The organism is Stenotrophomonas sp. PS02301 (genome assembly GCF_029959485.1).
Lineage (GTDB): Bacteria > Pseudomonadota > Gammaproteobacteria > Xanthomonadales > Xanthomonadaceae > Stenotrophomonas > Stenotrophomonas maltophilia_Z.
Genome location: NZ_JASCOO010000003.1, coordinates 14,131 through 27,846, shown reverse-complemented (window position 1 = coordinate 27,846; position 13,716 = coordinate 14,131). Strand labels below are relative to the sequence as shown.

The following is a 13,716-nucleotide window of genomic DNA, read 5'->3' as shown; positions in this document are numbered from 1 at the left end:
TTTGATTGGATGAACTATCACTTCACGAAGTAAGGGAGAATAAATGATCCAAAATAAACCAATCAAGTTGTCGTCAAAAAGACCGAAGGGCGACGACCTGATCGAGTATCTGTTGTCTGTTCCTAATCTCGAATTGAAGATTTCGGCGCAGGTTCAAAGTGCGGGCGTTGACGCAGTGTCGGAATATTACGCCGAAGATACCAAGATCGAAACACATCTCATAACGACATCGCATTGGGGTGGAAAACTCGCGCAAGACCTGGGGCTCACTGGTAAGCCAGTCAACAAAGATGACATGTTGAAGCTGTTTGAGGGGTACGCTCCCAACGGTGACAAATTGTGTCAAAACGCGGGTCAAAAGCCACGGACAGAGGTCAAGATTGATCCCAAGACTGGCAAGCCCAGGTTGAATGAAGACGGAAGCGTTATGACGGTGGACAAGGGCGGACGGCGAGCGGCGTTTGACTTGACACACTCCCCACCAAAGTCTGTGTCGTTGCTCCTGGCGTTGGGCGATGACGAAACCAAGAAGGTCGTAATGGAGGCGCAGCGCGTCGCTGTCGATGCGTCCATGTCAAAAATGTTTGAGGCGTATACGCAGTGCCGTCGGGGTAAGGGTGGCAAAGATGTTATTGACGTTGATGGCTTGGCGTACTCGATGCACATGCAGTTCGGCAACCGAAATCTAGAGCCGCACATTCATTCGCACGTTCTGGTGTACAACGTGTGCAAGGGCTCTGATGGCGGCTATAGCACGTTCGACAGTTCCGAGATATTCCGCTTCCGCCATTCCGCCGATATGGTCTACCAGAACGTGTTGGCTACTGAGCTCACCAAGGCGGGATTTAAGATCCACCAAACCGAGGAGCTCGACGCACATGGCAAAAGAACCGGTGAGCGTGCGTGGGAGGTTGCCGGACTGCACGACCGTGAGTTGATCAATGAGTTCTCAACGCGACATCTTGAAATCATGGCGGAGCGCGGGAAGGGTACAGCGGATGCTTTGGCTTGGGCCAAGACGCGTAAGCACAAAGACGAACCGTCCTACCCCGAATTGATCGATCACTTTGATAAGTTGCTGGCTTCTGTAGGCGAGCGCAGATGCATCCCAACTGTCGAAGAGTTGAGGCAGCAGGATCATGTGCGGTGTGCTCCCCGAACCCGTGAAGAAATTTTGGAGCTCTTGCACGAGAACGATTCGATGTTTTCGTATCCAACCCTGTTGAAGCAGTTGGGCATCGAGAACCTGGGCTTCATGACCGCCGACGAACTTTTCAGTGCTGTGGATGAGACTGTTCAGGACACGGAGGATTTGTATGAAATCAACCCAATGGCGCTGCACGACGACGACAAGGGCTTGACGCTGGCCCGCAGGCACACTGAAATGCGTTACGCCGCGAAGTGGATGGTTCAAAGCGAGTTGCAGCTTATTCAAATGACCGAGGCACGTAAGGCCGAGGAATGGTGGAAGGTGCCACAGGCTTACGCTCAGCCCATCATTGAGCGAATGGAAAGGCGCAAAGGGTTCAAGCTCTCCGACGATCAGCGGCGTGCCGTTGAACACATCGTGTCGAACAGCGCGGGCGTGTGCATTGCGGAAGGCTTCGCGGGCACGGGGAAAACCACGGTCTCCGATTTCTACTCGGAGGTCTACCGATCGATGGGGAAGCGCATGCTGGGATGCGCTATCGGCAACCAGGCTGCGCAGGTGCTTCAAAGTGACTCCGGGATGGAGTGCAGGTCGGTTACCAAGATGCTCGCAGACTTGCTGCGCAAGCGTGTAGTGCTCAGCGAAAACGACGTGGTTGTCTTGGATGAAGCAGGGATGATTGACGTGCCGCAGATCAGAGCGCTGTCGTCGTACTGCAAAGCTGCAGGAGCGAAGTTGATACTGCAAGGCGACGAAGAGCAGTTGAAGCCTGTGGGTGCAGGGCAGGGCATGGCTTTGATGAGCGACATCCTGGGCTCAAGCACTCTCACTGAAATTCGCCGTCAAAAAGATCTTGAGATGCGCGAGATCGTGAAGATGTTCTACGCGTTTGACAGCAACGGTATGCCGGTCAAGCAGCGCACACCAAAATCGCGCGATGAAGTGCTGCAACAGTCGGCCGAAATTTGGTCCGCCATGGAAGCGGCGGGATGTGTGGATGAGTACGACACCCATGCACAGGCTGTAACGACGCTGGTGAGCGACTACTTTGAGTCCACCGCCACCACCGATGAGCGCTTGGTTCTGGCGCATTCCAATGCAGATTTGAAGACGCTCAACCAAGCCATCCGTAAGGGCTTCCAGGAGCGCGGGGTGGTGGACAGTGAAGAGGTGCAGATACGTGCAATTGGTAAGAAGTATTTTGAGGACATGTCCATATCAGTAGGGGATCGCATACGCTTCACGACAGCGGACAGTGTGATGAAGGTTGTGAACGGAACAGAGGCGTGCATCACATCCATTGTTCCCAACCGCAAGCGCGGTGGCTATGACGTGAATGTTGACGTTGACGAAGGTGGTGGTGTGTTCCGCAAGTTGAAGTTCAACACTGAGGAGTGGAAGGCCATTCAACACAACTACGCGCGCACTGTTCACGGCGCTCAGGGGCAGGGGAAGACCGACGTGTTCTTGCTGGGGAACGCTGGTATGACCGACAGCAGTTCGATGATGGTTGCCATATCGCGCGTGACAAAAGGTAAGTTCACGTTGTACGTGTCGTCCGACAACGCGGACACAATTCGTGAGCGTGTGGCACTGGATCGGGCAAAGGAGAACAATTTACATGTTGGTGTTCGTGGTGAGGTGGGTGAGAACTTGGAAAAAATATTTGACAGTTTCAAAATCAAGAAAACAGACACTCTCGATTTAAGAGCGAAGTCCACCAATTCAAAAAAGAAGGCTGTGGATGCACGGGAACAACTCGCTTCCAGGGAAATGGACGACTGGGTGAACAAACACGTTGACGTAATTCGTCAGGCTACTGATAAGCGTGCGTTGACGGTCCATGGACACCGTGCTAGCGTTCAAGAACACAAGCAATGATCACCATTATGTTAATCACCGCAGCAATCATTTTGATTGTCATCGGTGCGGGCGTTGTCTATCGCCGCGCCAGGAGCCGAGCTTTGCCGTCTGAGCAAGAGCAGGAGCGGCGGCGCGACGCAAACGAACGCAGCTACTTCTAAGACTATGGCCCCGATGGGGCCATGTCTTTTAAAGGTATGCGGCTACAGCTGCCACGGTAACCCCTATGCCCAGCAACCAATGGATCAAGGTCCACGATCTGGTTTTCTTGGAGACGGGCCACCGGCATTGCTTGGCGATCTCCATGCGCGCGGGTGTCATTCTCAGCACGGTGTTGACTCGGATGTTGGGCGGCTTGCCGTAGATATTCCATCCAGCCCGCTGCGCTGTGTACCGCCATGCGTACTCATGATCTTCTGCCTGGGCCGTTGTACCAACGAGGCTCGCGAGGTGAAGCATGGTGAAGCGCTGATCTTGCCAGCCCCCATCCGGTCGCCGGTGCTGCGTCTCGCGGCGCTTGAGGTCGGTAGACTGGCCTACGTAGCAGCAGCCGTTCTCAAACAGCAGAGCGTAGATGTGTCGTGTTCGGGGTCGGTATTTCTCTGAGCGGCCAAACCGTGCCGCGTCAGAGCCACTCATCCGCCCCCTTGGCGTAAGCGGATCCCATTGTCACTTAAAAGACTGAGATCCATGGTCCACTTCTGATTGTTGGAAGAGCGCTGTGTCCATAATCCAAATGCGTCGCAGATGTGCTTGTCTAAAAATTCATCATCACAGCCTGTTGCTGCTTTGAAGTGATGCCGCACTTCCGTTTCTTCGCCAACAAGTTTCGAGTACCCGTAGTTCGTCGCACGTACGCACTTTTGACAAGCACTTACAAGCCGTTTCATGGTTTGCACTTTTGAGGCGTCGTTGTAATGCCAGCGGGCTATGACATCCAAGTATTCTTCGCGTTTAGGATCCTCTACCGCTCCGCACAACTCACACGTGTGATTGCTGCGTTGTCGAAGGCCATTGGACAGACGCTTCCAATCAGACGGATCTAGGGCATTCTTGACTGATCTCATCCAACAACTCATTGGAACCATTGCAATATGCAAATGGTTGCCGCCGTATGTTCGATCTTCTCCAGTCAACGTGGTGATCGGTGAGGGATTGCTAATCGGAGTGAAGTGCAGGGACATCGATTGAGCTGAGTCTGTCGTATCGGCGTACCAAGCTTTACATTCCGCATCAAAGCGCCCACCCAGTGCGCGTGCTTTATCTTTCTCGATGAAGGGGACATGGAAGTATTGAGACATCATTCACCCCTTTCGTCTTGAGATATAAATGTCACATCGCTGCGAGAGCGCCCTGGGCCAGACCAGATCCATGAGAACAAAATGGTTGGAGTGTCATACCGGGCTGGCTCGCCAACAAAGTTTTGTCGGTGCGTCTTTCCAAGCAGAAGGCGACCGGTGTATGACACTCCATTGTGTTCGACAGTGTATTGACCGTCTGATCGGACGTTGTTGAAGTGGTATCGGCCCTTGCTGTTCGTGCGGCGCTCAATCAGTCTGTGCGTTTCATGGTGATAGGCACGAACAATCTCGCCTGACATTGGTTTGGCTTGCGCATCGACAACCACACCTGTGATGTCTGACGCAAGTACGTTAGATGCATGTGCATTTGACGAAGCGAACAACAGTGAGACTGCAATAATTAGAAATTTGATCATGTGTATTCTCCTTTTTGAGTAAAAAAATGGGGGCGCTTGACGGTGCCCCCATTGGTACTGCCGAGTTGTAATGACATGCGAAGCTCATGTGCTCCCTGATGATTTATCGCCTAAATCGGTAATGGGCTCCAACTGCTCCCATGGCCGAAGATCCTCCACCCACGGCAAATGCACCGCTGAGTGACCAGCGCTCACTTACACGGAAATTGGCACCCACGGCGATTGCTGTTTTGTTGGACGAAGCACCACCAGCAAACCCAAATTCTCCTTCGCCTACTTCTAATGGTGAAGTTCCGACATTGACCTGGCTTATAGCCGCAGCCTTCGCTCCAAGAGCGTTCAACTTGTCATCGAAACGGCGTTCCAGTGCATCAATGCGGTTGTTGGTTGCGGTCCACTGATCGTTAAATCGTTGTTCCATCGCCCACGCCTGACCACCATTGATGGCGTCCAGGCTTCCTTGTTCAATTCGGCCATCTGAAACGTTGGTGACGCGGTGTCTTCCAGCATCTAAGCCGGTTCCTGAGATTGATGCCCCGCCGTTGATTGATAAGCCACCTTGCTCGGACAATTCCACACTGTCATTCAGCGACACAGTTGTGGTCCCTGTGCTGTCGGTGTCAGTCGTGATGTTGCGTCCAGCGGCAATTGATGCCGATCCATCGCGGCCCGGATCACCCTTATCGCCTTTTGGACCAGTAATGCTTTCTCCCGGTTCGCCTTGGGGTCCCTGCGGGCCAGGGGCACCGCTGCCACCGCCAGAAGAGTTTTCCACAGTGGTCAAACGACCATCGATGGAGACAAGAGCATCGTGAACATTGGAGTAGCTCGATCCGCCGAGGGAAACGGCCCAGCCGTTGTACACGCCGTAGGTGAAGCCAGCAGTGCCGCCCAGTGTGGACGTGACGGATTTCAACTGACCAAAGGTGGGCGCATCGGAGTCGTTGAGCGCGTTTTGCAAATTGATCAAACGCCGCTTATATCTATCGTCACCGATTGAAAAGACATCGGCCTCTCTGCAACTCGATCTATCTCCAATGGCGACACAGCCCCAGGCAGTCGCACTTGAGAAGCCGCCAATTGCTGTTGTAAATGGTTCCGATGCATACGCACCGTGACCTATCGAGGTGGCGTTGTCCCCTGCATAGCCGAAGAAACCAATCTGCGTTGAGTAATTCCCTGCATACCCCTGGGTGCCGTAACTTGTTCCTTGAGACCCAGCATAGGAGCCGACACCCGTAGCTATTCCGTCAGGCCGCGCAACTGCACCTATTCCTTGCGAAATGCCCATGAAACCACTCCCAGCTTTCATCAATGTTTGTCCAGACAAGTCGTAATCGGATCTCAACATCAGGTTTCCATATCGGTAGCCGTAATATGTAAAGCCGTCTATATCCAGTCTGTTGTAATACACGACTTCACTAAGATCAGGGTCCAGCGGCTGCACTTGCCACTCTGGACGGCTCATTAAAAACTCTTTTTGGCTTTCACTGAGGCTTGTTGATACCTCGGCGATAGCAATCGTTGGCATGGCAAGCGCAATGCCGACTAAAAGCAAAGCACCTTTTATTTTTTGACTCATAGAAACCTCCTTATGTTTTGAGAAACGGCATTGCTTTAGAAAAGCAAACATTTCTATTTTGTCAAGTGCTTTATCTGGTGCGCACTTGATTTATCAGATTAAGAAATAAAAAAGCCCCCATTACGGGGGCTTGCCGATATCGCCAAGGAGGTGAGGCTTTCGGCTATCTCAAACTAACAGTGCGCGAAGACATGTCAAGATCATTGACAATATTCATTTTGCTCATAACGTGAATTTAAATCATGTGTTGAGGTGAGTATGTCTAAGGTAATTTATATTTGCGCGTTTGGCTTAATGCTTATCGCATCACCCATTGCTATTGGTGGCACAGTTGATGCTGAGAGTTTGGATGGGGAACATCTTCACGAATTTATTGAGCGCGTGTCTTTGGAGGATCGTGCGGGCACGTGCGGGTTTATTCGGCGCGAAAATGGCAAGTACGCCATAGGCGCTGCCGATTGCAATTTGTTGTCCCGTCGTGCGGATATCATCGTGTATCACACTGGCAATTGGCGTCGTCTGGCATATGCACCCGTAGACGCCTCAATCAATGTCAACGGAAAATCACTGCCTGGACGTGTTCTTGCCGAAATCACAGCGCCCAAAGCACTAAGCCAGGATGAATTTGCGAGCGCCTTGGCGGAACCAATCGCGCAATACACCAAGCAGTTGCAGCACGAAGTGTGTGCTCAGATCTGCAAATCGAGTGATGGAACATGGGGCGCGACGATCACGACCGTCCACTCCCACGTGATGTGTCCTGTCACCACCGTCTGTCCCGCAGGCATGGCATCAACTGGGCAGGGTATTCACACTCATCCTACGGGCGCGACATACAAGGTGAACGCCGCCGATAAAGATGTTCTCCTCGCTGGCCCCTTCTACCGGATTGGATCCAGAGAGGCGCGCGGGCACACGGATGTGTTCTCAGACGAAGACTACAAAGCCGGTCCTGGCTACATGGTCACCGACAAGGGCCGCTTGATGCACCAAGGCGGCCCAAAGAAAGTTCGCGTCATAAGCATTGGTATGTAATCCAATTCGTTTGCCCTGACGATCCCTGTTGCGCCCCGATAGCTGGGGCATCGTTATAGCCCTGCATGAATAGAGCATGCCACTCCGCTGGACGGCCACTTGCCCATCCAACATAGGGTGATGATCCAGCACCGGCAACGATCTGCCATCCGCTTGCAGTACATACTGCTGCCCGGAATGTGCCACCGCACGGACCCACTGCACTGCAACTGATGTAGTTGGACCACGACCTCTGACCGATATTTGATCCATTGCAATCCTTCAATCCATTGAGTGGGGAGGAGTTCTGCCACGCAATGCGGTACGAACGGTTTTCGACCGTGCAACTTGCCGCACAGGAGTTCACGTGATTGCGTTGCGCGCCTGTGTCATACCAGCCACCCCAGGCACCGACGTTCGGCGACGGTGGTGTTGGCTGTCCACTGGGGCAGCTAAAACTTATCGTGCGTTGACGGTACTGCTGTTTATCAAACCCGTTTTGCCCGGAGTAGCCAACGGGGCATCCGTAATCCACCTGCACCCATTGTTCGTCCGTCTCGTTATACGGTGAGGGGCATGCACTGCAATTTTGATTGTGGTTGCGGCTGCCGCTTTCGACCCAGTTGCCATACGTTTCGCTGCGTCCTGGGTCTGTTTGGTTTGCCGAAGAATTGCATTCATATGTGATATTGACAGTCTGTTTAAAGATTGCCTCCCACGTTTGATTGCCAAACGTTCCCGCTGGGCACGCACCCGTACGTGGTTCCGTACGCTCCAATGTGCTTGATGAGTTCGCGGGGCAAGTGTGGCATACACCAACTATGGAGCTGCCTTTCATATCCCATATGCCACTCCAAACCGGGGTTTCAGTTGCGCTCGCACAGCGAGAGTATTGTTGCTCAACACCATTGCGCATGCCGTACGAATTGATGGGGCAGGGGGCATTTGCAGGGCGTTCCAAACGTCCTGGCGTACAGCATGTGCCCAAGGTGACACACGAAGCAGCACATGAGTTATTGACTGTTTTCCAGTCTCCCCATTCCTTAATGCCGCTGCCATTGCAGTTGCGGTATCTTTCTCGCGATATGCTGCCCCCTTGACCGGCCGGGCACGCGATTGAAGATGTTTCCTTGTCCGTAATTGGGTCAAATGCGCACGACGGTGGAACAGGCAAAGGGCTCTTGCATGTGCTCAATGTGGTTGTCCATGACCCCCACTGTCCGCTCGGGCATTGTTTTGTACGGGTGTTCACCACGTAACCGATCTGGGTCGCCGGACAGTTGCCGATTTGCGTTTCAGTTGTCTCAATGCACTGACTTAACGGCGGTGTTGGTGTTATCGGGTCTATTGGTGTCGCGTTTGCGGCGCACGTGTTGAACGTCGTTGCCCAGGATGACCATTGCAGTTTAGGGCATGTGGACGATGGGCAAGTCCCATTGCGGCGCTGTGTAATTGACCCGCTAGTGTTTCCAGCGCAAGCAAGGGTCTGTGTTTCAATTGTTGGTGAGCATTCGCACGCGCTGATATCTTCTGCGGCTGTCACCGTATGCTTGTTCGTGTATCGAAACAGTATTTCGTTGTTGTTACGGGTTGAGCATTGGGTTGCCAATAGATCCTCTCGCATAGGGCTATAAGGCCGTTGCAGCTGAAATCCATTGACTCTGACGAAATCCGCTGACGCGCCAATGGCGCTGGCAAGCTTTATGCAGGTCTTGCTTGGCACGGACAAATACACAAGATCAATTGAGTCGTTGTTGCCAAATGCGCTTCCCGGCTGGACAACTGTCATTTCAGCAACGGAGGAAGGCGGGTGCAATGCGCCGTTTTGTACGACAAAGTTGGAGTTGAATGTGTTGCGAAGTGTATCGGTGTTTAGTCCATCGTAAGATGGATGCAGGACGTATAAGTCCGTGACAGATTGGACAATTTTAGCTGCGCGCTCTTGTTCAACGCGAATTGCAGCCATTGAGGCTGATGGCGTGAAAAGTTTGTAAGTCATTGCTCCGAGACCCACAATCAGGGCAACACACAAAGTCAATTCAAATAAGTTAAATCCTTTTTCACGCATTGTTCCCCCTGCTTATCAACTCGATTGATTTTACATTACGGTTGATTTCGCATTTGGCAAGCTTATGCTTTGCAATGCATTGGCGATCAATCAATGCATTTGTTCTTTCCGGATGGTTGGTCAAGGCCTGATGAGGGCGTCCTGGTCCCGTGGACACGGACCCATGCACTGCTTGCCCTTTGACGCACCCGCACGCTGAGACAGGCTGAGACGCTACGAGAAACCACCTGTGTCCATGTTGTGTCCATGCAGGGTGTGTCCACCTCAGGGCATAAAAAAACCCTTGCAGGGCAAGGGTTTATGGGTCGATACTGTTCCTACGCCAATGGTGCTTCATCAGCGGGGTGTGTTCGGGCTGCTTCTCTGTCACGCGGGGTCCATCACAGTCGGGGGCAGCCCGGAAGGCCGCCTGGTCGGCCATTGTAGGGGAGGGGGCGGGCAGGGCGAAGGGCGCGCCGCGCAGCCGTGCCCTGGTGCCTGAGGCGTGCACAGGCCTCCCGTCATTCAATCGCGAACCCGGCAACATGGCCTGTCTCGTCAAGCCGGACCGTGTAGCCGACGAACGCACCCGGACCAAACTCGGCCACATAGCTGTAAAGCGTGCCCTTTTCGCCTTGGCTCGTGCCCTTGAACACCATGTCGGTCGGTTCGCCGTAAGGCCCCACGGAACTCATCAGGCCGGCACCGATGCCAGCGGCCAGCTTGCCACGCAGGTCGTCGCTGAAGGCGCTGTAGTCGGTGCCGTTCTGCAACTGGCGGAACGATGCCTTTGCGCTGTCGCGGACGGCGGCAACCTCGCCGGCAACCGGACGTTCCCACGCCGCGACGATGTCCGGGTGCAGGGCGGCGAACACCAGATTGGTCATGGTGACGCCGGCCTCGGGCTTCTTGTCGCCCAGGTTGGTAAAGGCCAGGATGCGCAGGCCATGATCAGGGTAGTACTCATCGGCGGTGGTGAAGCCCTGCGCGCCGCCGGTGTGACCGACGCGCGCCTGCCCGTACACGGCATCCACGAACAGGCCGAGGCCGTAGCCCACGGGCTTGCCATCGGCCGTAGCGAAGGAGGTCTTCATCTGCGCATAGCCGGCTGCGGATACCACCTTGCCACCGCTCAGAGCGGCGTCCCACCGAGCCAGATCATCTAGTGTGCTGACCAGGAAACCGGCCGCACCGCTCCAGTCGGGGTGGAAGTACGGCGAGCGCTGCAACGCGCCCTGCTCATGCCGGTAACCAACGGCCATGCCGGCCAAGCGGTCGCTATCAGCCAGGGTAAAGGTGTGGGTCATGCCCAGCGGCGCCAGCATGTGCTGCTGCAGGTAGTCGCGGTAGTGCTCGCCGGAGACGGTTTCGATCACCTTGCCGAGCAGCGCGTAGCCGGTGTTGGAATACGACCAGCGCGTGCCTGGCGGGAAATCCAGCGGCTGGCCGGCAATGCGCGCGATCAGGTCATCGAAATCGATGGGGCGTGTCACCAGGTCATCGACCTCCGCTTCGGGCCCATCGAAGTACTCGTGCAGGCCGCTGGTATGGGTCAGCAGGTGGCGCAGGGTCACCTCGCTGGCGTGAGGCGCATGCGGAAGGTAGCGCGCCAATGGGTCGTCCAGTTGCACCTTGCCCGCTTCCTGCAGCTGCACGATGGCGGCGGCGGTGAATTGCTTGGTGATCGAACCGATCTCGAACGGCGTATCGGTACGCACCGGCAGCGCGCGCTCACGGTCTCGCAGGCCGTAAGCACGGGAATAGAGAGGCTTGCCATCAACGATCACCGCGATGGCTGCGCCGGGCACCTGGAAGCGTTGCATGACCTGCTGCACATCGGCATCGATGCGCCGCGTCACAGCGGGGTCGAGGTCGGCGGCATTGCCGCCACCGCCGCCGCTCTGCAGGGCCGGCAGCGTGGATGAGGCCGACGCGCCGCCGCAGATGGCAATGGCAGCGACCAGGCCGCCGGCAACGATCCGCAGGTATCGAGTACGCATGTACGAATCACCCATTATTCAATTTTGATCTATAGTTTGAATTATGAGCCAACCCCTAGCAAGCCCTCATGCACCGCGAGCCCTGGAACTGACCCCCGACCAGCTGGGCGCCATGGCGTCCTCACCGCGGCTGGCGATCCTGCAGCGGCTGGATATCGACGGCCACGCCACCGTGCGCGAGCTGGGCGAGCGTCTGGGGCGCCCGGTTACCGCGCTCTACCACCACCTCGAGCGGCTGGAAGAGGCGGGCCTGGTGCAGGTGGTGGAACGGCGCAGCACCGGTCGCCGGCCCGAAGCGGTCTATGCCGTGGTATCGCGGCAGCTGTCCTCGGCCGCCGCACTGCGCACGCCGGGCGGGCGCAGGAACCTGATCAAAGTGGCCAGCAGTGCGGTGGGTGCCAGCTTGCGCGCGTTCTCGGCCGCCGCCACGCATGCGGCGGCGCGCTTCGACGGCAGCCAGCGCAACTGTGCCGTGCGCCATCTGTCGTTCCGTGCCGACGCTGCCCAGTTGGCGCGCATCAACGCGCTGATAGGCGAGCTCGAACAGGCCAGCCTGCAAGCCGGTGACGAGGCCGAGGATGGCCAGCCCCTGCTGCTGACAGTGGTGCTGGCCAGCGTGCCGGACAAACGCAAGGACTGACGGCGGCTCGGCACGATCGTCGGGCGTGCCGCGGCGAGAGCGCGCGTGCGCGATGCACAGCCGGTCAGTCCGTGCGCAGGTGCAGGGTAGGGTGGGCCGCGAACACGTCCATGATGAGGTCGAAATAGGTCTGGCCGGCGCCGCGTTCCAGCGCATCCAGCTGGGTGGCGATTCTCGCGGCATTGAACACGCCGGGCCGCGCCTGTTTTTCCTGCAGCCAGGCGCGGGTGGCCGCCACCCCGAGCGCGGCGCGGCTGTGTGCGATGTGCGTCCAGTGCACCGTGGCGGATGCGTGCCCGGCCAGTGCGCCGTAGCCGCCATAGAGCAGGTCATCCAGTGCATCCAGGCTCGGGGCCAGCTGCCAGTCCTCGTTGGTCATGAACACGCGGTTGATTTCAGCGTAGAAGCCGGCGATGTCGTGGATGGCGCTTCCGTCCAGCACCAGGGTGGGACCGGTCATCCCCGGGTCCGCGCGTCCAGGTGCGGTGCGCACCGGGCGGTGGTTGTCGGCGGCAGAGTGGGTTCATGCATCGGCAACAGTCCTCGTGACGCGTTGGTTGGGTGGCTGCCCGAGGCGCGACGTGGGTGGTCACCCCGGCAGGTTGCAGCAATCGATTGTGCGTGCAACACGGTGATGTCCGACGCTTTTCTTCTCGTGGTGCACTGCAGCGCATTCGGCGGTCGAAACAAATGCTATCCAATGAATGTCCGGGACCGCACTTTTAAAGGGCTTCCAATTCTGCAGACTGCGCGGGTTGATGAGGGAAAACCATGCGTAGCAAGCTGTTCGTCCCCGGCGCCCGGCCGGAATTGTTCGACAAGGCCATGGCCGGCGAGGCCGATGCGCTCTCTTTCGACCTGGAAGATTCGGTGCCCGAGGCCGGCAAGGCCCAGGCCCGCGACCAGGTCGCCGGCTTCCTGCGCCGCGTGCAGGGCGGCGCCGGTGACAAGCAGTTGATCGTGCGCAGCAACGGGACCGACAGCGCCCATTTCGGCGCGGACCTGGATGCGGTGGCGCTCCCCGGTGTGGACTTGCTCAACCTTCCCAAGATTGAATCGGTGGCTCAGCTGCTGGCGGCCATCGCCCGGCTGGAACGGGCTGAGCAGCGCAACGGCGTGACGAGCCCGATCAGGCTGCTGATCAACATCGAAACCCCCAAGGCCCTGCGCATCGCCGCCGAACTGGCCGGCGCGCACCCGCGCGTGGCCGGAGTGCAGCTGGGGCTGGGTGACCTGTTTTCGCCCAATGGCATCGACCGTCAGCCGAGCAACGTGCATGCCACGCTGTTCGCGCTGCGGTTGGCGGCCGCTGAAGCCCAGGTGTTCGCCTGCGACGGTGCGTTTCCGGACGTGGCCGACAGCGACGGTTTCCTGGCCGAGGCGCAGATGGCCCGGCAGTTGGGCTTCATCGGCAAAAGCTGCATCCACCCGCGCCAGGTTGCCCTGGCCAACGCCACCTTCAGCGTGCCGCCGGCGATGCTCGCGGAGGCGCAGCGGATTGTTGCCGCCGCCGCCGGTGCCGAAGGGCAGGGGCACGGCGCGTTCCTGTTTGAAGGCCGGATGATCGACCTGCCGTACCTGCGCCGTGCTCAAGCCCTGCTGGCCGCGTCTTCTCCCCCGCTTGCCTGATTGCGGTATCGGGATGCATCGACCACTGTCTCTTACCTGCGCTCTTGCCGGCTTCGGCGTTGCCGCACTTCTTC

Annotated in this window: 10 protein-coding genes; 5 read left to right on the top strand and 5 right to left on the bottom strand. The window is 56.8% G+C overall.

The window, feature by feature from the left end; translation table 11 throughout:
- Positions 1-43 precede the first annotated feature (43 nt).
- Together mobF and QMX81_RS01360 are read left to right on the top strand one after the other, a co-directional pair.
- Positions 44-3,031 (top strand): MobF family relaxase, encoded by a 2,988-nt coding sequence (mobF, locus tag QMX81_RS01365; RefSeq protein WP_282257670.1) that lies wholly within the window; start codon positions 44-46, stop codon positions 3,029-3,031.
- Positions 3,028-3,174, top strand: coding sequence for a hypothetical protein (locus QMX81_RS01360; RefSeq protein WP_282257669.1), 147 nt, complete (start codon positions 3,028-3,030; stop codon positions 3,172-3,174). The genes mobF and QMX81_RS01360 overlap by 4 nt, the downstream gene beginning before the upstream one ends.
- 474 nt (positions 3,175-3,648) lie before the next feature.
- Here QMX81_RS01360 and QMX81_RS01355 read toward each other — a convergent pair whose 3' ends face one another.
- The 3 genes from QMX81_RS01355 to QMX81_RS01345 form a co-directional block, all read right to left on the bottom strand.
- Positions 3,649-4,314, bottom strand: coding sequence for a DUF5710 domain-containing protein (locus QMX81_RS01355; protein ID WP_282257667.1), 666 nt, complete (start codon positions 4,312-4,314; stop codon positions 3,649-3,651).
- Entirely contained in the window at positions 4,314-4,730 is a 417-nt protein-coding gene (locus QMX81_RS01350) for a carboxypeptidase-like regulatory domain-containing protein (RefSeq protein ID WP_282257665.1), read from the bottom strand. Before QMX81_RS01350 ends, QMX81_RS01355 begins: the two co-directional genes overlap by 1 nt.
- A 103-nt stretch (positions 4,731-4,833) precedes the next feature.
- Positions 4,834-6,363 (bottom strand): YadA-like family protein, encoded by a 1,530-nt coding sequence (locus QMX81_RS01345; protein ID WP_282257660.1) that lies wholly within the window; start codon positions 6,361-6,363, stop codon positions 4,834-4,836.
- 207 nt (positions 6,364-6,570) lie between these two features.
- On the opposite strand from QMX81_RS01345, the gene QMX81_RS01340 reads away from it, so the two are divergent.
- Entirely contained in the window at positions 6,571-7,347 is a 777-nt protein-coding gene (locus QMX81_RS01340) for a hypothetical protein (protein ID WP_282257658.1), read from the top strand.
- A gap of 2,547 nt (positions 7,348-9,894) precedes the next feature.
- Here the strand turns inward: QMX81_RS01340 and QMX81_RS01335 are convergent.
- On the bottom strand, positions 9,895-11,373 hold the full coding sequence (locus tag QMX81_RS01335) for a serine hydrolase domain-containing protein (RefSeq protein ID WP_121043502.1): 1,479 nt from the start codon (positions 11,371-11,373) through the stop codon (positions 9,895-9,897).
- A 112-nt stretch (positions 11,374-11,485) separates the two neighbouring features.
- Here QMX81_RS01335 and QMX81_RS01330 point away from each other — a divergent pair, with 112 nt between their 5' ends.
- The gene (locus QMX81_RS01330) at positions 11,486-12,013 is read left to right on the top strand and encodes a helix-turn-helix domain-containing protein (RefSeq protein ID WP_282257652.1); all 528 of its coding nucleotides are present in this window, start codon (positions 11,486-11,488) and stop codon (positions 12,011-12,013) included.
- Between the two features lie 64 nt (positions 12,014-12,077).
- On the opposite strand, the gene QMX81_RS01325 is transcribed toward QMX81_RS01330, so the two are convergent.
- Entirely contained in the window at positions 12,078-12,473 is a 396-nt protein-coding gene (locus QMX81_RS01325; protein ID WP_282257650.1) for a barstar family protein, read from the bottom strand.
- Between the two features lie 311 nt (positions 12,474-12,784).
- On the opposite strand from QMX81_RS01325, the gene QMX81_RS01320 reads away from it, so the two are divergent.
- Complete coding sequence (locus QMX81_RS01320; RefSeq protein ID WP_282257648.1) at positions 12,785-13,642, top strand: CoA ester lyase; 858 nt, start codon at positions 12,785-12,787, stop codon at positions 13,640-13,642.
- Positions 13,643-13,716: the final 74 nt, after the last annotated feature.